The sequence below is a fragment of the Pseudomonas marginalis genome, assembly GCF_900105325.1.
Taxonomy (GTDB): domain Bacteria; phylum Pseudomonadota; class Gammaproteobacteria; order Pseudomonadales; family Pseudomonadaceae; genus Aquipseudomonas; species Aquipseudomonas marginalis.
This window is the reverse complement of record NZ_FNSU01000001.1, coordinates 891,425-913,229: the sequence shown is the minus strand read 5'-3', so window position 1 is coordinate 913,229 and position 21,805 is coordinate 891,425. Positions and strand designations below refer to the sequence as shown.

The following is a 21,805-nucleotide window of genomic DNA, read 5'->3' as shown; positions in this document are numbered from 1 at the left end:
GCATAAGGCTGACAGGTTGGACACTCTCCGTGGTGAGCGGGCTTGCCCCGCGCTGGGGCGCGAAGCGGCCCTGATGCAGGCGCCACGTTCTTTCAGGCAGAACGCATTGGCAGGATTTGGGGCCGCTTCGCGCCCCAGCGCGGGGCAAGCCCGCTCACCACAACAAGCCTGCCAACTACAATAAGCCCGCTTGTAAGAACAGTCTCCCGCCTTGCTTTCCGCTCAAGCTTTCAGGGTAAAATTGGTAACAGATTCTTACAGACCACAGAGGGAGCTTGTCGTAATGATCGTAGGAATCGACCTGGGGACCACCAACAGTCTCGCAGCCGTCTGGCGCGGCGATGCCGCCGAAATGGTGCCCAATGCCCTGGGCCAGTTGCTGACCCCCAGCGTGGTCGGGCTGGATGACCAAGGCCGTGTCCTGGTAGGCCAGGCCGCCAAGGAGCGCCTGCACACCCACCCGCACCTGACCACCTCGCTGTTCAAGCGCTACATGGGCAGCGCCACCGAAGTGCGCCTGGGCGACCGCTCGTTCCGCCCCGAAGAACTCTCTGCCCTGGTGCTCAAGAGCCTCAAGGAGGACATCGAGCGTACCTACGGTCAAACCGTCACCGACGCGGTGATCAGCGTGCCCGCCTATTTCAGCGACGGCCAACGCAAGGCCACACGCATCGCCGGTGAACTGGCGGGGCTCAGCGTTGAGAAACTGATCAACGAACCGACCGCCGCGGCCTTGGCCTACGGCCTGCATCAGCGGGATAAAGAAACCTCATTCCTGGTCTTCGACCTTGGCGGCGGCACCTTCGACGTGTCGATCATCGAGCTGTTCGATGGGGTAATGGAAGTGCGTGCCAGCGCCGGCGACAACTTTCTCGGTGGCGAAGACTTCGACACCCTGTTGCTCGAACACTTTGTCGACAGCCAACGTAACGCCACGGGTTTCCCGCCCACCAGCACGGTGCTGCAAGCCCTGCGCCGCGAAGCCGAGCGCGTACGCAAAGCCCTGGGCCAGGACGACAGCGCCGAGTTCGCCCTGCGTGTCGACGGCCAGCAATGGCTGAAAACCATCACCCAACAGGAACTGGCCAAGCTCTACACGCCGCTGCTGGAACGCCTGCGCGCGCCGATCGAACGCGCCCTGCGCGATGCACGGATTCGGGTCGGCGACCTGGATGAAATCCTGCTGGTGGGCGGTACCACACGCATGCCGCTGGTGCGCAAACTCGCCGCCGGCCTGTTCGGGCGCTTTCCCTCCATCAGCCTCGATCCCGACCAGGTGGTCGCCCACGGTGCGGCGATCCAGGCCGCCCTCAAGGCCCGTTCCGCGGCCCTCGAAGAAGTGGTGCTGACCGACGTCTGCCCCTACACCCTGGGCATCGAAACCTCCAACCAATACGGCGGCCATATCGAAAGCGGCCATTACCTGCCGTTGATCGAACGCAACAGCAGCGTGCCGGTCAGCCGGGTCAAAAGCGTGGTCACCCTGCACGACGACCAGGCCCACGTACTGCTGAAGATCTACCAGGGCGAAAGCCGCCTGGTCAAAGACAACATCGAGCTGGGCCAACTGGATATTCCGGTGCCCAAGCGCAAGGCCGGTGAAGTCTCCCTGGACGTGCGTTTCACCTACGACAACAACGGCCTGCTGGAAGCCCAGGTGAATATCCCGCTGACCGGCGAGCAGCATTCGCTGGTGATCGAGAACAACCCCGGCGTGCTCAACCCGCAGGAGATCCAGCAACGCCTGCAGGCCCTGGCGCAATTGAAGGTCCACCCACGCGACCAGCAGGTCAATACCGTGCTCGTCGCCCGCCTCGAACGGCTCTACCAGGAAAACCTCGGCGAGCTGCGCGAACAGTTCGGCCATTGGGCGGCGCAGTTCCAGCAGGTACTCGACACCCAGGACGAACGCCGCATCCGCGACGCCCGCAGCGAACTGAGCCGTCAACTTGAGCAACTCGACAACGGGTTCTGGCGCTGAGGGCACACCGATGGATTGCTGGACCGTACTGCAACTGCCGGAGGACGCCGACGAGCGCACCATCAAGCGCAGCTATGCGCGTCTGCTGAAAAACTGCCGCCCGGACGACGACGCCCAAGGCTTCCAACGCCTGCGCGAGGCCTATGAACACGCGCTGAATGAAGCACGCTGGCGAGCGGATAACGAAGAGGCAGAACCCGTCCAGGCGCCCGTGGCCGAAGCGGCCTACGCCAACCTGAATGACCTGGCCGAACTGCTGGACATCAGCCCCGTCAGCCCGGCGCCCTTCGACGCCCCCACACCGGACCCGGCCCAGGCACTGCTCGACGGCCTTAACGCGCGTAACCTCGACGAGCGCTGGGCCCAGGCTCGGCAACAGGGCTGCACCGATGCGTTCCAGGCCGGCCTGTTGCGCCATTGTTTCGAAGCACCGGGCGAACGCAGCGCCATCGCCGCTTGGGCCGCGCAACACCTGGAATGGCTGACCCCCTGGCAGCAGGTGGCGATGACGTCCTGGCAATACGAAGCGCTGACCGGCGAGCTGCTGCAAGACTACCGCCGCACCCTGCAGGAACTGCTGGAGCAAAAGGCCGAGCGCGAGTTCATCACCCAGCTCACGCAGTACAACGACCAACCCTGGCTGCGGGTGTTCGACCTGCAACAGCAGTGGCAGCGCATCGTCCTGCACCTGCTGCATGACACCCAGTGGAGCGTGCCGCTGTTCGAGCGGGTGTGCCAGGCATTCGGCTGGGACGACCAGAAAGGCGTCTACCCGGAACCGGCGTGGATGTGGCGCGAATTGGTGTCGCGTTGCGAGCAGGAAAGTTTCTACGCCAACTTGCAGGACAAGGCCCAGGACACGCGGCGCACATCAGCCGATGCCCTGGCCGCACGCCTGCTGCTGACGCCGATGTCCGCCACGCAACACAAACGCCTGATCGATGGGTTTGGCGAGAACGAGTGGAACGCCTGCCAGCACCTGGCGCAAACACTGACCTGGCGCTATCCGCAACTGGTCGAGCGCCTGCCTCAAACAGACCTGTTCTTTTGGCGCAAATTCGTGCCCCGGCCGATCTACACCCAGGTGTTTATCCGGCTATGGGCCGTCTTCGCCCTGGGGCTTGGCCTGAGCATCGCCCACGATAAGCCAGACAGAATGGACGGGATGTCGCTGGTCATTTTCATGCTGATGGCGTTCGTGCCGGCGGCCGTTGGCTTTCGCGTCACCCAAATGTGGGCCGGGATGAGTTCAACCTATCGGGTGCTGGATGTGTGGCTGAGCCAGTACCTGATCCCCAAGCGAATCAACCCCAACGACTACTGGCTGGTGATTCGCCACGGCGTACCGCAGGCGATCATGCTGGTGGCCTGCGGCTTGATGCTCGGTGTACTGGGTGCGGTGACCTATGCCGGCGCGCTGCTGATCAACCTGCTGCACAAAAAACGCATCGGTCATATGAGCCAGAAGTTCGCCGAAGGCTACCCCTGGCTGAACGGCCTGCACTGGGCCTTCTGGAGCCCTCTGCAAGGGGTGTTCCTGGTGGTGATGGTGGCGCTGATCGTAGCTGCGCAACACTACCTGCCGACTGTGCCCTGGACCCACTTCGACCTGCCCAAGCGATAACCCCGCAATGCCGGGGCCGGGCCTGTGCGCCCGGCAACTTGCGTTCGATCATCGCCCACAACCCGCCCTGCCCCGATTGAACCGCCCCCGCACCGCCCCGCACCATGGCCGCCACCTGCATAAACCCAATAACAACAGGTCCACCACCATGAGCACCTTTCACCCGCGCCGGCTCCTGCTGGCCACCGCTATCGCCAGTCTTGCCATGCCCGTCGTCGCCGAAGAACACGGTTTTCTGGAGGACGCCAGCGCCAACCTCAACCTGCGTAATTTCTTCTTCAACCGCAATTTCACCAACCCCACCAAAACCCAGGGTGGCGCGCAGGAGTGGACACAGAGTTTCATCCTCGACGCCAAGTCCGGCTTTACCCAAGGCACCGTCGGTTTCGGTGTGGATGTGCTCGGGCTGTACTCGTTGAAGCTCGATGGCGGGCGCGGTACCGGTGGCACCCAATTGCTGCCGCTGGACCACGATGGCCGCCCTGCAGATGAATTCGGCCGTCTCGGCGTGGCGTTCAAGGCGCGTATTTCCAAGACCGAAGTGAAGGTCGGCGAATGGATGCCGGTGCTGCCGATCCTGCGTGCCGACGATGGCCGCTCCCTGCCGCAAACCCTGCGCGGCGGGCAGATCACCTCGAAGGAAATCGACGGCCTGACCCTGTACGGCGGCCAGTTCCGCGCCAACAGCCCGCGCGACGACAGCAGCATGTCGGACATGTCGATGGTCGGCAAAACCGCGTTCACCTCGGACCGCTTCAACTTCCAGGGCGGCGAGTACGCCTTCAACGACAAACGCACCCAGGTCGGCGTGTGGAACGCCCAGCTCAAGGACATCTACAGCCAGCAGTTCGTCAACCTGATCCACAGCCAGCCCCTGGGCGACTGGACCCTGGGCGCCAACCTCGGGTTCTTCTACGGCAAGGACGACGGCAGCGCCCGCGCCGGCGACCTGGACAACAAAACCTGGTCCGGTCTGTTCTCGGCCAAGTATGGCGGCAACACCTTTTACGTCGGCCTGCAAAAACTCACCGGCAACAGCGCGTGGATGCGCGTCAACGGCACCAGCGGCGGCACCCTGGCCAACGACAGCTACAACTCGAGTTACGACAACGCCGAGGAAAAATCCTGGCAGGTGCGCCACGACTACAACTTCGCCGCCCTCGGCGTACCGGGCCTGACCCTGATGAACCGCTATATCAGCGGCAGCAACGTGCACACCGGCACCATCACCGACGGCAAGGAATGGGGTCGCGAAAGCGAATTGGGCTACACCGTACAGAGCGGCGTGGTGAAAAACCTTATGGTGCGCTGGCGCAATTCGAGCATGCGCCGCGACTACAGCAACAATGAGTTCGATGAAAACCGGTTGATAGTCAGTTACCCGATAAGTCTGCTGTAATCCGGCGCCGCACTTACTGTATCGTGCGCGCCTGCCGCTGCTGATCCGCCCAGCAGCGGCCTCTTATCCGAGCCTGCGCACACCATGAAATCCTTTGCCATCGCATCCGCCGTGCTTGCCCTGGCCTTGAGCCTCAGCGGCTGTATCGGCGCGCCCATTGCCCTGACCGCGCAGACCGAGCAACGCCTGCAAGCCCAGGCGCCGATCCGTTTTTTGCTGACCTTCGATGACGGCCCCAGCGCCTCGGGCTACGACAACCCCAGCCGTTCAGTGATCGCCGACCTGGCGCACAACCCGGTGCTGCCGGGGATCAAGGCGGTGTTCTTCCTGCAGACCGAATCGTCGCGTTCCGGCGGCAGCTCGCGGGGGCGCAAGACGATGGAGCGTGAATACGCCGGCGGGCATGTGCTGGCTTTTCACACTGCCACGACCTTTCATACCAACCACCGCTGGCTGAATGATGCCGAGCTGGAACGCACCCTCAGTCAGGGCGCGAGCGATATCGCCTCGATCACCGGCGCGCCGCCCGTGCTGGTCCGCCCGCCGTTCTGGAACTACGACCGGCGCACCTTCGCCGCCTACCAGCGCCATGGCATGCAGGTCCTGCTGACCGACCTGAGCGCCAATGACGGCAAGATCTGGGGCTTCAATGGCAGCCCAAGGCGCCGCGCCAACCTGTATCGACAACTGTCGGTGGTGCGCGAGCGCATCGCGCTGGGGGAGCTACCGACGGTGGACGGTGTGATTCCGGTGGTGGTGACCTTCCACGACATCAACCGCTATACCGCCCGGCACATGCAGGAATACCTGCAGATCCTGCTGGACAGCGCACGAGTCAATGGCATGAAGACCGCAGCCGAACCGTTCTACACCGATACGGCCGCCCTGCAACGCGCGGCATTGGTGCGTACGGTCAAAGACGTGAATGAAGCAGTGCATCTGCCGGGCGTGTGGAATTGGGTGTGGGACGCCGACTCTCATTAACTCCAGGCCGCCCTTAAGGCATGCAATATCAAGACAGCGTTTGACTGCTTTTTCCTTGGAACAGCATTTCCCCTCCCGCCACTCAAAGGAACGCCCGCCAACCACGATCGAGTCCAACCATGACTATCTCTGCGTCCATGCCCGTGCTGACGAACTACACCAACAGCCCATCACCGGCAACGCCAGAACCCCCCGTCCACATCAAATACAAACGCCCTGACTCCGATGCCCTGACTCCCTCCTCCCGGCCGTCTCCCGAAGTCGCCCTGGGACACAAAAGCTACGTAAACAGCGAGGTCCTGTTTCAGGACAAACACGTAAAAATCTCCCAGGAGGTTGAATTCAGCGCCGCACAAAACGGCGACGTCGGCACAATATTCAGTCAAATCGTATTGGAAACCGGCAACCGTGCAGACCGGGTGAACATCACCCGTACCTCCGATGGAAAGCTGCTCGCTACCGTCAACGATAAAGCCTACACCCTTGAGCTGCTCAATCGCCCCGAGCTGGGCATGGTCCAGCCCCTGTATATCAAGACCCACGGCGGCAACGACTGTGTGGTGGTGGCTCCAGACGTGACGACGCCCATCAGGATCGACCTCGGAGACGGTGACGACTACGCCCGTGGCGGTGGTGGTACCACCCAAATCAAGGGCGGCGCGGGCGACGACTTTATCGAAATGGGCAAGGGCCGTGGAGTCGCATCGGGCGGAGAAGGCAACGACACGCTGGTCGCGGGCAGTGGTAGCAGTGCGCTTTATGGCGGCAATGGTAATGACCGTCTGCAGGCCCTGGAAGGACCTGTCGGTCGAATCGTGCATATGGATGGAGGTCGTGGTCATGACTTCATGATCGCCAAAAATGGCCACACCGTGATGCACGGTGGCGGTGGTGACAACCTGATGGTCAGTCTTGGCAGCTCGGTCATTTACACCGGCAGAGGTCATAACAACGTGAGGTCTCACCATGACAACACGGTTATCTACGCCAAACCTTCGGATAATGTGATCCGCTCGCTCAGCTCACGCAGGTTTGATGTAACGCCCAGTGACGCCGGCAAAACAGCCTATCTGGTCGAGGGTTCCGCCGAGTTCAGACAGCGGGTCGAAGACGATCTGGAGCTATTGAGAATGTCGCCCATAGGCCAGCAGTCGTTGAAGAAAGAGGACGAATTGGCGGCACGCAACAACGCGCCAGTCACCCTGCGCGAGCTGGACACCCGTGATGACATGACCTACGGCTTCAACACCCAAGCCATTCAACGGTATCTTCAAGCAGGCGGCGACGTCGAATCACTGACCGATTCACAGTTGGGTTACATCGTGGAGGGTGAACCGGGAGAAACGGCTGACCTGGGCACGATCAATTACAACCCGATGTATATGTATGACGACAGATCTCCCCCGATCACCAGCCTCGCTCATGAGAGGGGACACGCATTCGCGGGTGCCACAGGTCAAAATCTAAAGGGAGAAACTGCAACACCCGACACTCACCAGGAACGCGAACCCAACATAGAGCGGCAGGCGATCGGTCTGCAAACGGCAGTCCCCCCGGTTGATTTCGACGGCGACCCCAGCACCGCGAAAACCACCACCAATCCACGGGAATTTACCGAAAACGGCCTGAAAGAAGAGATGGGGCTTCCATTGCGCAAGAGGGTCTACACGACAAAGCGGGCCTGAGCCTGTTACTTCGGCGGGCGGGACTCAACCCCCAGTTCGTCCCACACTGATTCAGCCAGGTGGAACGTTGCATTCGCCGCCGGGATCCCGCAATAGATCGCGCTCTGCATCAGCACTTCCTTGATCTCGGCACGGGTAACGCCGTTGCTGGCGGCGGCGCGCAGGTGCAGCTTGAGTTCTTCGCTGCGGTTCATGCCGATCAGCATGGCGATGGTGATCAGGCTGCGGGTATGGCGAGGCAGCCCGGGGCGGGTCCAGATGTCACCCCAGGCGTGGCGGGTGATCATGTCCTGGAACTCGCTGTTGAACTCGGTCAGCGCGTTGAGGCTGCGGTCGACATGGGCATCGCCCAGCACTTCGCGGCGCACCTGCAGGCCGTCGGCATAACGTTGTTTCTCGTCCACAAAAAACTCCTGGTTCAATAAGATTTCAACTCGATGACCTGTGGCGAGCGGGCTCCTTGTGGTGAGCGCGCTTGTTGTGGTGAGCGGGCTTGCCCCGCGTTGGGCTGCGAAGCAGCCCCAATACGGACGCCGAATTATTTCAGACAGACCGTGGCGCCTGATTTGGGGCCGCTTCGCGCCCCAACGCGGGGCAAGCCCGCTCACCACAGGAAGCGCGCTCACCACAGGAAGCTCACTTGCCACAACAAGCCAGTTGCCACAACAGCGGCCTCAGCGGGCCAGCAGGAATTTGATAACCCGATCACTGAACGCAGCACCGGCCTGCACATTGGACAGGTGCGCCGCGTAGAACTCGGCGTACTCGGCGCCCTGCACATGGTGCTGGATAAAGTGACCACCGGCCGGTGGCGTGACGGCATCTTCAGTGCCGGCAATCACCAGGGTTGGCGCCTTGATCTTCGACAACTGCTCACGGAAATCGGCATCACGCACGGCGGCGCAGTTGGCCGCGTAACCTGGGGGCGAAGTCGCGGCAAGCATGTCGGTGATCTGCTTGGCCTGGTGCGGGTTGGCTGCCGCAAAATCGGCGGTGAACCAACGCGCAATCGACGCATCGCGCAAGGCCACCATGGCCGCCGCGCCATCACGCTGGACCATCTCGATCCGTGGGTTCCAGATCTCCGGCGTGCCGATTTTGGCGGCGGTGTTGCACACCACCAGGCGCTGCACGCGCTCACCGGCATTAATCCCCAGCCATTGGCCGATCAAGCCACCCATGGACAGCCCGCAAAAATGTGCACGCTGAATATCCAGCGCATCCAGCAGTGCGATCACGTCGAGGCCCAACTGCTCGATGCTGTACGGTCCCTCGGTCACCAGGGATTTGCCGTGGCCACGGGTGTCGAAACGCAACACCCGGAAATGCTCGGTAAACGCCGGGATCTGGATGTCCCACATATGCAGGTCGGTACCCAGCGAGTTGGACAGCACCAGCACCGGTGCGTCCAGGGGGCCATCGAGTTGGTAATGCAGTTCGCCCTCGGCGAGTTGTACGAAAGCCACAGCGTTCTCCTTAGGCGGTCAATGCAAAGTGTTCGGTGACAGCGCGAGTGACCCAGGTGTGCGCCTGGCCCAGGTAGTGGGCCGGGTCGAGCAGGCGGTCCAACTCAGGGGCGGACAACTCGGCGGTGACCTGCGGTTCGTCCGCCAGCACCGCGCGCAAGTGGCGCCCTTCTGCGACGGCGCGTTTGCAGCATTGCTCCAGCAGGTGGTGCGCGGTTTCCCGGCCCAGGCGTTGAGCCAGCACGATGCTGACGGCTTCGGCCAGCACCAGCCCTTGGGTCAGGTCGAGGTTGTGGGCCATGCGTCCGGGGTCGACTTCCAACCCTTCGCTCACCAGCAGCGCTTGTTTCAGGGCCCCGGACACCAGGCGGCAAATCTCCGGCAAGGTCTCCCATTCGGCGTGCCACAGGCCCAGGCTGCGTTCATGTTCCTGGGGCATGGCGCTGAACATCGTCGCCACCAGGCCGGGCACGCGCGTGGCGGTGCTGATCAGCACAGCGGCGCCCACCGGGTTGCGTTTGTGCGGCATGGTCGACGAACCGCCCTTGCCGGGCGCCGACGGCTCGAACACTTCGGCCGCTTCGGTTTGCATCAGCAGGCTGATATCGCGACCCAGTTTGCCGAGGCTGCCGGCGATCAGGCCCAGGACGGAGGCGAACTCCACCAGACGATCCCGTTGGGTGTGCCAGGGTTGTTCAGGCAAGCTCAGTTGCAACTCCGACGCCAGCGCCTCGGCCACCGGCATGGCGTGTTCACCGAGTGCCGCCAACGTCCCGGACGCGCCGCCGAATTGCAGCACCAGCAAACGCGGTTGCAGTTCTTTCAAACGCTGGCGACTGCGCGTCACCGCGCCCAGCCAACCGGCATGCTTCATCCCCAGGGTGACCGGCGTCGCGTGTTGTAACCAGGTACGCCCGGCCAACGGTGTCGTCGCATAACGCTGGGCCTGGGCGGCCAGCACGTCGCCCAGACGCGCCAGGTCCGTTTCGATCAACCCCAGGGCCCGGCGCAGTTGCAGCACCAGCCCGGTGTCCATCACGTCCTGGCTGGTCGCGCCCAGGTGCACATAGCGTTCGGCCCCGGCATCCCCGCTGGCAATCAACTTGCCCAGCGCCTTCACCAGCGGAATCGCCGAATTCCCCGCCGTGGCAATCGCCACACCGAGGGCATCCACGTCGTACAGCGACGCCAGGCAGGCCTGGGCAATCGGCGCCACGGCCGCCTGCGGGATCAACCCGACCTGGGCCTGCGCCCGGGCGAGCGCGGCTTCGAAATCGAGCATGCCCTGCAGGCGTCCCTGGTCGCAGAACACCTCGGCCATGCTGTCAGCGGTGAAGTAAGCGTCGAACAGTTGATTGCTCGTGCGCAGTGTCATAACTCATCCCTTACAAATCGTGATGCAGGTACGCCGCCTGTTTCGGCAAACGCAAGCTGAACAGGAAGGCCACCGCCATCATGCCGGTGACATACCAATAGAAGGTGTTTTCCATGCCCATGGATTTGAGGCCCAGGGCCACGTATTCCGCCGAACCGCCGAAGATTGCGTTGGCCACCGCATAGGCCAGGCCCACGCCCAGGGCGCGCACTTGTGGCGGGAACATTTCCGCCTTCACCAGGCCGCTGATCGAGGTGTAGAAGCTGACAATCGCCAGGGCCAGGGTGATCAGCACAAACGCCAGGAACGGACTGCTGACGGTTTTCAAGCTGAGCAGGATCGGCACCGTGCACAGTGTGCCCAACGCGCCGAACCACAGCATCGAATTACGCCGGCCGATCTTGTCGGCCAGCATGCCGAACAGCGGCTGCATGCACATGTACAGGAACAGCGCGCCGGTCATGATGTAACTGGCGGTCTTGGCGTGCATCCCGGCGGTGTTCACCAGGTACTTCTGCATGTAGGTGGTAAAGGTGTAGAAAATCAGCGAACCGCCTGCGGTGTAGCCGAGCACGGTGATGAATGCCGCCTTATGGTCACGGAACAGCGCGGCGATACTGCCGGCGTCCTTGTCCTCGCGGGTTTCCTTGCTGGTGGTTTCCTTGAGGGTGCGGCGCAGCAGCAGGGAAATCACCGCGGCAATCGCACCGATCACGAACGGAATCCGCCAACCCCAGGCCCGCAGTTCTTCCTCAGTGAGGATCTGTTGCAGGATCACCACCACCAGCACCGCCAACAGTTGGCCACCGATCAGGGTCACGTACTGGAACGAGGCAAAAAACCCACGCTGGCCCTTGAGCGCGACTTCACTCATGTAGGTGGCGGTGGTGCCATATTCGCCCCCCACCGACAGGCCCTGGAACAGCCGCGCCACCAGCAGCAGGGCCGGGGCCCAGGCGCCGATGTCTTTGTAGGTGGGCAAAAAGGCGATGACCAGGGAACCGGCGCACATCATCAGCACCGAGATCATCATCGAATTCTTGCGTCCGTGCTTGTCGGCGACCCGGCCGAACAGCCAGCCGCCGATGGGGCGCATCAGGAAGCCGGCAGCGAACACGCCAGCGGTGTTGAGCAGTTGGACCGTGGGGTCATCCGACGGAAAAAACGCCGGGGCGAAGTAAATGGCGCAGAAGGCATAGACGTAGAAGTCGAACCATTCGACCAGGTTGCCGGAGGAGGCACCGACAATCGCAAAGATCCGTTTGCTGCGCTCTTCTCCGGTGTAGTGACTGGTGGTTGTTGTCATGGTTTTTCACTCAGTGGGAACGGTTATAGCCTAGACATACTTTGCAACAACCGGAGGTAGTTGCAAGCAGCAAGCTATAAGCTGCAAGAGAAAAACCGACGCGGTCACTGCTCTTCCTTGTAGCTTGCAGCTTGAAACTTACCGCTGCTACCGATCAATAATCGAAGAACACCGTCTCCTTATCTGTGCCCTGCAAAATCACATTCCACTGATGTACACCCGCCGCATCCCGCTTGGCAATCAACGTGCCGCGCCGCTCGGCAGGCACACAGGCCAGCAACGGGTCGTCCCCGTTCAACGCCTCGCCCTCGAAATAAATCCGCGTCAGCAGGTGCTTCACCAGCCCACGGGCAAACACCAGCACCACCAGGTGCGGCGCCTGGGTCGTGCCTTGCAGGCCCGGCACGCTGCCCGGCTTGATCGTGGTAAAGCGGAAGCGCCCTTCGGCATCCACCGGCACCCGGCCAAAGCCTTCGAAGTTCGGGTCCAGCGCCTTGTCCTGCTCATCTTCAGGGTGGTCGTACTTGCCGGCGGCATTGGCCTGCCAGACTTCGAGCATGGCGTCGTTGACAACATCACCGTTGCCGTCCACCACTTGCCCGCTGATCGCCACGCGCTCGCCGAGGGTGGCGGCGACGGTCAAATCTTCGCGGTTCAGCCAGGTCAGGCCGATGTGGTAGTACGGCCCGACGGTGTGGGACGTGGTCGCGTTGAGTGTCATCTCATTTCTCCATCGGCGTGGCGTCGCGGCCGCGCAGGACGATGTCCCAGCGGTAGCCGAGGGCATAGGAAGGAATGGTCTTTTCCAGATCGAAACGGGCGATCAGGCGTTCCTTGGCGCTGGTATCCGGTACGCAGTTGTAGATCGGGTCGTATTCCAGCAGCGGGTCGCCGGGGAAATACATCTGCGTCACCAGGCGCGTCAGTACGCTCGGGCCGAACAGCGAAAAGTGAATATGCGCCGGACGCCACGCGTTGTGGTGGTTGCCCCACGGGTAGGCGCCGGGCTTGATGGTCTGGAACTGGTACCAGCCATCGGCGTCGGTGACGGTGCGCCCGGTGCCGGTGAAGTTCGGGTCCAGCGGCGCATCGTGCAGGTCACGTTTGTGGTTGTAGCGACCGGCGGCGTTGGCCTGCCAGATCTCCACGAGGATGCCCGGCACCGGCAGGCCGTTTTCATCCAGCACGCGGCCATGAATGATGATGCGTTCGCCCAACGGTTCGCCGTCGTGTTGGGCGGTGAGGTCGTTGTCCTTTTCGCTGACTCGCTCGGCGCCGATGGTCGGGCCGGTGATTTCCGACAAGGAATGAGGCAGGAACACCAACGGCTGGGACGGCGAACGCAGGTTCGTCGACTGGTAGGCCGGGTGCAGGTAATCAGGCTGAGTGCCCGCTTGCGGGCGCCGGTAACCGGGCTTGTCACTCATGGAGCAGTCCTCTCTTATTAGATGCGTTCAATCGCCAGGGCCAGGCCTTGGCCGACGCCCACGCACATGGTCGCCAGGCCTTTACGGCCGCCGGTTTTTTCCAACTGATGCAGGGCCGTCAGTACCAGCCGCGCACCGCTCATGCCCAAGGGGTGGCCCAGTGCGATGGCGCCACCGTTCGGGTTGACCTGGGGTGCGTCGTCGGCGATGCCCAGCTCGCGCAGCACTGCCAGGCCTTGGCTGGCAAAGGCTTCGTTGAGTTCGATCACGTCAAAGTCGGTAACCGCCAAACCCAGGCGCTCCACCAGCTTGCGCACCGCTGGCACCGGGCCGATGCCCATCACACGCGGGGCGACACCGGCACTGGCCATGCCCAACACACGGGCACGGGCGGTGAGGCCGTGTTTCTTGACCGCTTCGGCGGACGCCAGAATCAGCGCCGCCGCACCATCGTTCACACCCGAAGCATTGCCGGCGGTGACGGTCTTGTCGGGGCCGTTGACTGGCTTGAGTTTGGTCAGGGCTTCAAGGGTGGTGTCGCGTGGGTGCTCATCATGCTCCACCACGGTTTCGCCTTTTTTATGGGCGACACGCACCGGCACGATTTCTTCAGCAAAGTAACCGGCAGCCTGGGCGGCAGCCGTACGTTGCTGGCTGCGCAGGGCAAAAGCGTCCTGATCAGCACGAGACACCTTGTAATCGTCGGCCACGTTATCGGCGGTCTGCGGCATCGCATCCACGCCGTATTGGTCCTTCATCAGCGGGTTGATAAAGCGCCAGCCGATGGTGGTGTCTTCCAGCTTCATGTTGCGTGAAAACGCCGCGTCGGCCTTGCCCATCACGAACGGTGCGCGGGACATCGACTCGACGCCCCCGGCAATCGTCAGCTCCATTTCGCCACTGGCGATGGCGCGAAACGCGGTGCCGATGGCGTCCATGCCCGAGGCGCACAAACGGTTGAGGGTCACGCCGGGAATAGTCTCCGGCAGGCCCGCCAACAACAGCGCCATGCGTGCAACGTTACGGTTGTCTTCGCCGGCCTGGTTGGCGCAGCCCAGGAACACCTCGTCCACCGCACTCCAGTCCACCGACGGGTTGCGTTCCATCAACGCCTTGATCGGCAGCGCGGCCAAGTCGTCGGCACGCACCGTGGCCAGGCCACCGCCGAAACGGCCGATGGGCGTGCGGATGGCATCGCAGATAAATACGTCACGCATCAGGCTTCTCCGGGTGCTTGGCCGTGGGCGGCGGCCGTGCGGGCTTCGAGGTCACGCAGGGCGGTCAGCTCGACCTCGGTCGGTTCGGCAGTGGCGCTCACGTGGTCGGCAAAGCGAACCGCCCAACCGGTCGCGGCCACCACTTGCTCGCGGGTCACGCCGGGGTGCAGCGCGGTGACGACGAACTCATGGGTGCCCTCTTCCGGCTCCATGATGCACAGGTCGGTAATAATTCCGACAGGACCGGCGCCCGGCAGGCCCAGGCGTTTGCGTGAATCGCCGCCTTCGCCGTGACCGACGGAGGTGATGAAGTCCAGCTTGTCCACGAACGAACGGGACGACTGCTTGAGGATGATCAACACGCTCTTGGCAGAACCGGCGATCTCCGGCGCGCCACCGGCACCCGGCAGGCGTACTTTGGGCTGGTGATAGTCACCGACCACGGTGGTGTTGATGTTGCCGAAGCGGTCGACCTGGGCCGCGCCGAGAAAGCCGACGTCAATGCGCCCGCCTTGCAACCAGTAGCGGAAGATTTCACCGGTGGGCACCACGGTGTCAGCGGTTTCCGCCAACTCGCCATCACCGATGGACAGCGGCAGTACCGAAGGCTTGGCGCCAATCGGGCCGGACTCGTAGATCAGCACCACGTCGGGCGACGAGGTCAGGCGCGCCAGGTTGGCCGCTTTCGAGGGCAGGCCGATGCCAACGAAGCACACGGAGCCGTTCTTGAGGCGGCGCGCAGCGGCGACGGTCATCATTTCGTTGGTCGAGTAAGCCATCACTTGGCCTCCTGCGCGGTGGCCAGCTTGGCCTGGAATTCACTGAAATCGGCAGTGCCGTGGATGTATTCGTCGATCCAGGCGGTAAAGGTCCCACGGTCGCGGGCGATGGGGTCCCACGCCTGGTAGAAGCGATTGTCACGCTCGTTGTAGCCGTGGGCGTAGGACGGATGCGCGCCGCCGGGTACGTGGCAAACGGCGGTCAGAGCCCAGGTCGGCAATACACAGCTGTTCATCGGTGCGTTCAAGTCATCGACGATCTCCTCGACGGTGACGATGCAACGCTTGGCCGCCAGCGCCGCTTCCTTCTGCACACCGAGAATGCCCCAGAGCAGCACATTGCCCTTGCGGTCGGCCTTTTGCGCGTGGATCACGGTGATGTCCGGGCGTACCGACGGCACCGCAGCCAGCACTTCACCGGTGAACGGGCAGGTCACGCTTTTGATCAGCGGGTTGACCTTGGGCAAGTCGGAACCCGCGTAGGCGCGCAGCACCGCGAACGGCAGGCCCGATGCGCCGGCGACGTAGGCATTGGCCAGGTCGGCGTGGCTGTGTTCTTCGATTTCCAACGGTTGCGGCCATTGCTTCTCGACCGCGTCACGCAGGCGATGCAGGGAACCTACACCCGGGTTACCGCCCCAGGAGAAAATCAGCTTGCGCGCACACCCGGCACCGATCAACTGGTCGTAGATCAGGTCAGGCGTCATACGCACCAGCGTCAGGTCTTTCTTGCCCTGACGAATGATTTCATGACCCGCTGCCGTAGGGATCAGATGGGTGAAGCCTTCCAGTGCGACAGTGTCGCCGTCGTTCACGAATTGCTTCACCGCGTCACGCAGCGCAAGAATTTCAGCCATGGGGTTGGGCTCCCGGTGTGGATCGAAAAGGCGCTGAGGTGGCGCCGAAGTGCTTGAAGATTAAGCCGGGGAAATCGGCCAAACAATCCGATAATCGACTCAGCGTTCGATTATCGAACGGATTGTTGGCAGGCTATCGATTGATCTCAGGTCGCATCCGCATGGCTGACCATGCCTTTGATGACCACGGCTGTTGTGGCCAAAGCGGCCGGAATGACCAGGGCGGTGAGCACCTGCTCGAAGTTCCAGCCCAGGCCGAGCAAGGTGGCGCCCATCCACGCGCCGAGGATCGCGCCGAAACGGCCGATGCCGAGCATCCACGACACGCCGGTGGCGCGGCCTTGGGTTGGGTAGAAGCGCGCGGCCAGGGACGGCATCGCCGATTGCGCACCGTTGACGCACATCCCGGCGACCAGCACCAAGGTGGCCAATAGGGTGATATTGCCCAGGCTCTGCCCGACCGCGTAGGCAAACACCCCGGCCAGCAGGTAGAAAGTGCCGATGACCTTGTGGGGATTGAACCGGTCCATCGCCCATCCCACGCCGACGGCACTCAATACGCCACCAAACTGGAACAGCGCGCCGATAAACGCAGCCTGCTCCATGCTGGCGCCGCTGTCGCGCATCAGGGTCGGCAGCCAACTGGTCAGCAGGTACACGATCACCAGGCCCATGAAGTACGTCAGCCACAGCAGCAAGGTGCCGACGCTGTAGGTGCCCGAGAAAATCACCGCGAACACGTTGCGCGCCTTGACGGTTTTTTGTTCGGGCACGCTGAAGGCGGTGGCCTGGGCAACAATAGAGGGTTCGATGGGCGACAGCGTTTTGCGCACCTTGTCGGTGCCTCGGTTGCGCACCACCAGGAAACGCGCCGACTCCGGCAGCCACAGCATCAGCACCACCACCAGGATCAACGGCAGGATGCCGCCGATCATCAACAAGGCGTGCCAGCCGAACGCCGGGATCAGCTTGGCCGAGATAAACCCGCCACCGGCCATGCCCAGGTTGAAACCACAGAACATGCTGGTCACCAATAGCGACTTGTGGCGTTCAGGGGTGTATTCGGAGAGCAGGGTCGTCGCGTTCGGCATGCCGGCACCCAGGCCCAGCCCGGTGAGAAAACGCAGCACCAGCAATTGGTCCACGTTGCTGCTGTAGGCCGAGGCCAGGCTGAACGCACCAAACACCAGCACCGCGCCCACCAGTACAACCTTGCGCCCGAAACGGTCAGCCAGCGGTCCGGAACCCAGGGCGCCGAATACCATGCCGATCAACGCAGCGCTCATCACCGGGCCAAGGCTGGCGCGGTCGATGCCCCAGTCCTGTGACAGCGCGGGCGCGATAAAGCCCATGGCGGCGGTGTCGAGGCCATCGAGGAAAACAATGAGGAAACACAGGATCACCACGCGCCACTGGTAACGGGACAGTGGCTGGGTGTTGATAAAGGACTGCACGTCCAGGGTGGTACCGACAGAAGGCTGATTCATTATTCTTATTCCACACCGATGGCGGGCCAACGGCCTGGGGCCGTCATTATTATTGGGGCGCCCTCAAGAGCGCTGCCGCACAGTAATAAGCCGGGGGAAACATCGTCAATTGATCAAGCGGGGATCTGTGCGGTCACCGAACACCTTAGGCAAACAACTGCGCACTCAACTCACGGCTGGCACTGAGCATGCTCGGCAGGAAACGCTGCTCCAGCTCGCTGCGGCTGACCCGTCCAGCGTGAGTACTGACATTGAGCGCCGCCAGCACCTGGCCGGACGCGTCATACACCGGCACGGCGATGGAGCGCAGGCCCTGTTCCAGTTCCTGGTCGACAATGCACCAGCCCTGCTGACGCACTTGTTGCAGGCATTCGAACAAGGCTTCAGGGGTAGTCAGGGTGCGGCTGGTCTTGGTTTGCAGGTCGGCATGGTCGAGGTAGTCCTGCAGCGAGGCGTCATCCAATGCCGCGAGCAGGATGCGGCCCATGGAGGTGCAATAGGCCGGCAACCGTCCGCCCACCGACAGGTCCACGGAAATCAGGCGCTGGGTGGTGGCTGAACGGGCGATGTAGAGGATGTCGTCGCCTTCGAGGGTGGCCATGTTGCAGGCTTCGTGCAGTTGCTCGCTCATACGGTCCAGATAAGGCTGGGCCGATACCGCCAATGGCGTGGAGGACAGGTAGGCATGCCCCAGGGTCAGGACTTTGGGCAGCAATGAATAGGTGCGCCCATCGGTGGTGGCGTAGCCGAGCTTGATCAAGGTATGCAGGCAACGGCGTACGGCGGCGCGGGGGATCTCGGTGCGGTGGCTGATCTGGGCGATGGTCAGGTGGCGCTTGCGCTCCTGGAACGCCTGCACCACGGCCAGGCCGCGAGCCAGGGAGGTCATGAAGTCGGGGTCACCGGTAAACGCCTGGATACGCTTGGCCGGCGAGGCAACGATCGGCGGCGCCACTGACGCGAAAGAGTTGCGCAATTGATCGTTCATGCCAGGTTCCTTTCTCTTATTGTCAACCGCAGGGGATTGGGCTGCTATTACAAGCCGGGCCGGCCGTGATGCACAAGGCAGGCCCCGCAACATTGGGCGATTATCGGACAATCATGCGATTATCGCAATTTAGCGCTACGCCTGAGGGCGATCTATCAACCACGTCCCCGGCGATGTTAAGCCGTTAATTTAATAGCTTGTTTCCTTGTTGAGTTTATGACGCCAGAATTTCAGCAAATACTGACGCGTCGACGTAACAAAACACTCACACAAAGTTGACGCTTTTTAACTTTATGCCGATAGTGTTATTCAAATGCGCCGCTATAATGCATCCTGTGCGGAGGAGAGCCCGGTTTCATATTGAGGCTGGAACTCGCCAAACCATGCACAGGTCGTGCATGGACGATCGCAACTACCTGCCTGGAATGACCGCTCAACAGTGGCCTCCCGTTTTCATTCAAACTTGAACACTTCGTGGGTTCAAGTTGGAACAACCCGAGGGCGACATTCAGGCCAAACACTGCCATGTACTTACACCCAACTCAATTAGGTAACAACGTGACGAAAGATGAACTGCGCGCGGAACTTGAGCGCCAGGAGCAACGTTACAAGGACGTTTACGGCGGGGAAGTCACCACCTATGCCGCCCAGCCTGAACCTGAACGCAAACCATGGCGCAAGCGAGCCAGCCTGCTCGACCAGGCATTTGCCCAGGAAATCCAAAAGATTGAACAGGAACTCAAGGCCGAAGAGCCATAAGCGCTTCGGAGCGAGTCCAGGGCCCTGCCTGCAGCGATGCCATTTAGCCATCCTCCAGCCGACCTGAATCCCACCATCGTCTGTAAAATTTCATACAAATGTTTCAGGCATGACGATTTGGTGACAAAACCCTGTCCTTTCAGCCCTGTGCTTTATAAATCAAAGACTTGCCAAAGCCCCGAAAACCCTGGGATCGCCAGCTTTCGCCCATGGCGATTCGATGAAGATTGATACCGATGAGCAGCTAGTGCATCGATTACCGAGGTTTTCTGGCATAATCGCGCCCCCTTACGACCGGGTCAGAAAACCTTCATGATCGATTTATTCAGCGGACTGGATGCTTGGGTTCTCGTGAGCCTGTTGCTCGCCCTGGCCTTTGTCCTCGCCTTCGAGTTCATCAATGGCTTTCATGACACCGCTAACGCGGTGGCCACAGTCATCTATACCAAAGCCATGCCGCCGCATCTGGCCGTGTTCTTCTCCGGGGTGTTCAACTTCCTCGGCGTGTTGCTCGGTGGTGTCGGTGTCGCCTACGCCATCGTGCACCTGCTGCCCGTGGAGTTGCTGATCAATGTGAACACCGGCCATGGCTTGGCGATGGTCTTCTCGTTGTTAGCCGCGGCGATCACCTGGAACCTGGGCACCTGGTACTTCGGTATCCCCGCCTCCAGCTCCCACACCCTGATCGGTTCGATCCTCGGTGTCGGCCTGGCCAATGCCCTGATCAACGACATCCCCCTGGCTGACGGTGTGAACTGGCAGAAGGCCGTCGATATCGGCGCGTCCCTGGTGTTCTCGCCGATGGCCGGCTTCCTGGTCGCAGCCCTGGTGCTGATCGGCCTGAAATGGTGGCGCCCGTTGTCGAAGATGCACAAGACCCCGGACCAGCGCCGCAAGCTCGACGACAAGAAGCACCCGCCGTTCTGGAACCGCCTGGTCCTGGTGATTTCGGCCATGGCCGTGAGTTTTGTGCACGGTTCCAACGATGGCCAGAAGGGCATCGGCCTCATCATGCTGGTGCTGATCGGTATCGTGCCGGCGCAGTTCGTACTCGACCTGGGCAGCACCACCTACCAGATCGAGCGCACTCGCGACGCTACCGTGCATTTGAGCCAGTTCTACCAGCGTAACAACGCCACGCTCGGCGAATTCCTGGCACTGGGCAAAAGCGTGAAAGACGATCTGCCAGGCAAGTTTCAGTGCAACCCGCAGCAGACCGAGCCCACCATCAATGCGCTCGTCAGCACCTTGAAAGGTGTCTCCGACTACCACTCCCTGAACGCCGATCAACGTATCGAAGTTCGCCGCTACCTGCTGTGCCTGGACGACACCGCAAAGAAAGTTGGCAAGCTGCCAGGCCTTGATGCGCGTGAGAAGTCCGACCTCGACAAGCTACGCAAAGACCTGACCGCCACCACCGAGTACGCGCCGTTCTGGGTGATCCTCGCGGTCGCACTGGCCCTGGGCCTGGGCACCATGGTGGGCTGGAAGCGTGTGGTACTGACGATCGGTGAGAAGATCGGCAAGCAGGGCATGACCTATGCCCAGGGCATGTCGGCACAGATCACCACCGCCACGATGATTGGCTTTGCCAATATCTTCGCCCTGCCGGTCTCCACTACCCACGTACTGTCTTCCGGCGTGGCGGGCACCATGGTCGCCAACAAGAGCGGCCTGCAAGGTGGCACGGTCAAGACCATCCTGATGGCTTGGGTGTTGACCCTGCCTGCGACCGTAGGCCTCTCGGCCGGCTTGTTCTGGCTGGCCTCCAAGGCACTGGGCAACTGATAGCCAGGCGCTGACAAAAAAGGTGCGGCCTCTGTGAGGACCGCACCTTTTTTTATGGACCTGAAATGAACACCCAAAAAAAAGGGCGACCGAAGTCGCCCAAAATGCCTTGCGTGCTCATGTAACCCGGAAAGACCTAAGGTTTTTTACGCTTGTTCGCGTCTTTCCAGATAAAAAATCCAAACCCTACAAAAAACAGCACCATGAGGCTTACAGTCAGCACTCCGGCGAATACCACATTATCGATAAACATGACCGGCCTCCTGCACTTGCCTTGTTGCGATAGGGCTAAGTTAATGGAGAAGGCGGATTGAAAAATTGACGGGGATCAATGTCGCCCGCGACGGGGCGTAAAGAAGGGTAATAACTGACCTGCATCAATAGATGCAGGCCGTTTTAACGCTTTTTGGGTTTGTTCTTTGATTTTTTCTTGGCTTTGCCTAAAGGCATCGCCTGTTCAAACGCCTGGCGCACTTCATTCAGGCGCTTGTCATTCAGGTCATGCACGCGCTTGGCACGTTCGGCGTTCAGGTCGATCAGCTTGTCGTCATCACTCATGGCTTGGCTTACGTCGTGGCGAGTAAGGCTCAATAATGCGGACTCCTGCGCCCGACGGCAAATCAACCGGCGACAAAAGGCCGACCGACGCCCAAAATCGGCACTTTCCAACCACTCAAGGAGGC

General features: G+C 61.6%; 20 protein-coding genes. 7 read left to right on the top strand and 13 right to left on the bottom strand.

The features are described from left to right. Positions 1 to 283 precede the first annotated feature (283 nt). The 5 genes from BLW22_RS04420 (at position 284) to BLW22_RS04400 (ending at position 7,673) form a co-directional block, all read left to right on the top strand. Positions 284 to 1,981 (top strand): molecular chaperone HscC, encoded by a 1,698-nt coding sequence (locus BLW22_RS04420; RefSeq protein ID WP_074844328.1) that lies wholly within the window; start codon positions 284 to 286, stop codon positions 1,979 to 1,981. Between the two features lie 10 nt (positions 1,982 to 1,991). After that, positions 1,992 to 3,605 (top strand): J domain-containing protein, encoded by a 1,614-nt coding sequence (locus BLW22_RS04415; RefSeq protein ID WP_065928274.1) that lies wholly within the window; start codon positions 1,992 to 1,994, stop codon positions 3,603 to 3,605. A 148-nt stretch (positions 3,606 to 3,753) separates the two neighbouring features. Then, complete coding sequence (locus tag BLW22_RS04410; protein WP_065928275.1) at positions 3,754 to 5,004, top strand: OprD family porin; 1,251 nt, start codon at positions 3,754 to 3,756, stop codon at positions 5,002 to 5,004. 84 nt (positions 5,005 to 5,088) lie between these two features. After that, a complete protein-coding gene (locus tag BLW22_RS04405; RefSeq protein ID WP_074844323.1) occupies positions 5,089 to 5,988 on the top strand; it encodes a polysaccharide deacetylase family protein in 900 nt (299 codons plus the stop codon). Positions 5,989 to 6,107: 119 nt separating this feature from the next. Further along, entirely contained in the window at positions 6,108 to 7,673 is a 1,566-nt protein-coding gene (locus BLW22_RS04400) for a M91 family zinc metallopeptidase (RefSeq protein ID WP_083381319.1), read from the top strand. Positions 7,674 to 7,678: 5 nt separating this feature from the next. Here the strand turns inward: BLW22_RS04400 and pcaC are convergent, their stop codons facing one another. The 11 genes from pcaC to pcaR form a co-directional block, all read right to left on the bottom strand. Beyond that, on the bottom strand, positions 7,679 to 8,077 hold the full coding sequence (pcaC, locus tag BLW22_RS04395; protein WP_065928295.1) for a 4-carboxymuconolactone decarboxylase: 399 nt from the start codon (positions 8,075 to 8,077) through the stop codon (positions 7,679 to 7,681). A 270-nt stretch (positions 8,078 to 8,347) separates the two neighbouring features. Continuing rightward, entirely contained in the window at positions 8,348 to 9,139 is a 792-nt protein-coding gene (gene pcaD / locus BLW22_RS04390) for a 3-oxoadipate enol-lactonase (RefSeq protein WP_074844317.1), read from the bottom strand. Positions 9,140 to 9,149: 10 nt separating this feature from the next. Continuing rightward, complete coding sequence (locus tag BLW22_RS04385) at positions 9,150 to 10,514, bottom strand: 3-carboxy-cis,cis-muconate cycloisomerase (protein WP_074844314.1); 1,365 nt, start codon at positions 10,512 to 10,514, stop codon at positions 9,150 to 9,152. 10 nt (positions 10,515 to 10,524) lie between these two features. After that, positions 10,525 to 11,820 (bottom strand): MFS family transporter, encoded by a 1,296-nt coding sequence (locus tag BLW22_RS04380; protein WP_065938827.1) that lies wholly within the window; start codon positions 11,818 to 11,820, stop codon positions 10,525 to 10,527. Between the two features lie 154 nt (positions 11,821 to 11,974). Beyond that, positions 11,975 to 12,541: a protocatechuate 3,4-dioxygenase subunit alpha gene (gene pcaG / locus BLW22_RS04375; RefSeq protein ID WP_065928280.1), complete on the bottom strand. Its 567-nt coding sequence runs from the start codon at positions 12,539 to 12,541 to the stop codon at positions 11,975 to 11,977. Position 12,542: 1 nt separating this feature from the next. Next, entirely contained in the window at positions 12,543 to 13,247 is a 705-nt protein-coding gene (pcaH, locus tag BLW22_RS04370; protein ID WP_027604405.1) for a protocatechuate 3,4-dioxygenase subunit beta, read from the bottom strand. Between the two features lie 17 nt (positions 13,248 to 13,264). Then, positions 13,265 to 14,467 (bottom strand): 3-oxoadipyl-CoA thiolase, encoded by a 1,203-nt coding sequence (gene pcaF / locus BLW22_RS04365; protein WP_174562732.1) that lies wholly within the window; start codon positions 14,465 to 14,467, stop codon positions 13,265 to 13,267. Continuing rightward, positions 14,464 to 15,246, bottom strand: a complete 783-nt coding sequence (locus tag BLW22_RS04360) for a CoA-transferase subunit beta (protein WP_174244790.1) — start codon at positions 15,244 to 15,246, stop codon at positions 14,464 to 14,466. The genes pcaF and BLW22_RS04360 overlap by 4 nt, the downstream gene beginning before the upstream one ends. Beyond that, positions 15,243 to 16,100 (bottom strand): CoA transferase subunit A, encoded by an 858-nt coding sequence (locus BLW22_RS04355; protein WP_074844309.1) that lies wholly within the window; start codon positions 16,098 to 16,100, stop codon positions 15,243 to 15,245. The genes BLW22_RS04360 and BLW22_RS04355 overlap by 4 nt, the downstream gene beginning before the upstream one ends. Positions 16,101 to 16,246: 146 nt before the next feature. Next, positions 16,247 to 17,587: a 4-hydroxybenzoate transporter PcaK gene (locus BLW22_RS04350; RefSeq protein WP_074844308.1), complete on the bottom strand. Its 1,341-nt coding sequence runs from the start codon at positions 17,585 to 17,587 to the stop codon at positions 16,247 to 16,249. A 145-nt stretch (positions 17,588 to 17,732) separates the two neighbouring features. After that, entirely contained in the window at positions 17,733 to 18,575 is an 843-nt protein-coding gene (pcaR, locus tag BLW22_RS04345; protein ID WP_025855315.1) for a pca regulon transcriptional regulator PcaR, read from the bottom strand. Between the two features lie 558 nt (positions 18,576 to 19,133). Here pcaR and BLW22_RS04340 point away from each other — a divergent pair. After that, on the top strand, positions 19,134 to 19,334 hold the full coding sequence (locus tag BLW22_RS04340) for a hypothetical protein (RefSeq protein WP_003172389.1): 201 nt from the start codon (positions 19,134 to 19,136) through the stop codon (positions 19,332 to 19,334). Positions 19,335 to 19,646: 312 nt separating this feature from the next. After that, positions 19,647 to 21,122, top strand: coding sequence for an inorganic phosphate transporter (locus BLW22_RS04335; RefSeq protein WP_065928286.1), 1,476 nt, complete (start codon positions 19,647 to 19,649; stop codon positions 21,120 to 21,122). Positions 21,123 to 21,258: 136 nt separating this feature from the next. Here BLW22_RS04335 and ccoM read toward each other — a convergent pair whose 3' ends face one another. Together ccoM and BLW22_RS34255 are read right to left on the bottom strand one after the other, a co-directional pair. After that, positions 21,259 to 21,375 carry a cytochrome c oxidase subunit CcoM gene (ccoM, locus tag BLW22_RS35655; RefSeq protein WP_017530457.1) on the bottom strand — a complete coding sequence of 39 codons (117 nt, stop codon included), beginning with the start codon at positions 21,373 to 21,375 and terminating at the stop codon, positions 21,259 to 21,261. 143 nt (positions 21,376 to 21,518) lie between these two features. Next, positions 21,519 to 21,713: a hypothetical protein gene (locus BLW22_RS34255; RefSeq protein ID WP_131697188.1), complete on the bottom strand. Its 195-nt coding sequence runs from the start codon at positions 21,711 to 21,713 to the stop codon at positions 21,519 to 21,521. Positions 21,714 to 21,805: the final 92 nt, after the last annotated feature.

Excerpts from the sequence above, each read along its gene's own strand:
- BLW22_RS04385 (WP_074844314.1), bottom strand. The coding sequence starts at position 10,514 with ATGACACTGCGCACGAGCAATCAACTGTTCGACGCTTACTTCACCGCT.
- BLW22_RS04420 (WP_074844328.1), top strand. The coding sequence starts at position 284 with ATGATCGTAGGAATCGACCTGGGGACCACCAACAGTCTCGCAGCCGTC.
- ccoM (WP_017530457.1), bottom strand. The coding sequence starts at position 21,375 with ATGTTTATCGATAATGTGGTATTCGCCGGAGTGCTGACTGTAAGCCTC.
- pcaG (WP_065928280.1), bottom strand. The coding sequence starts at position 12,541 with ATGACACTCAACGCGACCACGTCCCACACCGTCGGGCCGTACTACCAC.
- pcaH (WP_027604405.1), bottom strand. The coding sequence starts at position 13,247 with ATGAGTGACAAGCCCGGTTACCGGCGCCCGCAAGCGGGCACTCAGCCT.
- BLW22_RS04410 (WP_065928275.1), top strand. The coding sequence starts at position 3,754 with ATGAGCACCTTTCACCCGCGCCGGCTCCTGCTGGCCACCGCTATCGCC.
- pcaR (WP_025855315.1), bottom strand. The coding sequence starts at position 18,575 with ATGAACGATCAATTGCGCAACTCTTTCGCGTCAGTGGCGCCGCCGATC.
- BLW22_RS04350 (WP_074844308.1), bottom strand. The coding sequence starts at position 17,587 with ATGAATCAGCCTTCTGTCGGTACCACCCTGGACGTGCAGTCCTTTATC.
- BLW22_RS04400 (WP_083381319.1), top strand. The coding sequence starts at position 6,108 with ATGACTATCTCTGCGTCCATGCCCGTGCTGACGAACTACACCAACAGC.
- BLW22_RS04335 (WP_065928286.1), top strand. The coding sequence starts at position 19,647 with ATGATCGATTTATTCAGCGGACTGGATGCTTGGGTTCTCGTGAGCCTG.
- BLW22_RS04380 (WP_065938827.1), bottom strand. The coding sequence starts at position 11,820 with ATGACAACAACCACCAGTCACTACACCGGAGAAGAGCGCAGCAAACGG.
- BLW22_RS04405 (WP_074844323.1), top strand. The coding sequence starts at position 5,089 with ATGAAATCCTTTGCCATCGCATCCGCCGTGCTTGCCCTGGCCTTGAGC.
- BLW22_RS04355 (WP_074844309.1), bottom strand. The coding sequence starts at position 16,100 with ATGGCTGAAATTCTTGCGCTGCGTGACGCGGTGAAGCAATTCGTGAAC.
- BLW22_RS04415 (WP_065928274.1), top strand. The coding sequence starts at position 1,992 with ATGGATTGCTGGACCGTACTGCAACTGCCGGAGGACGCCGACGAGCGC.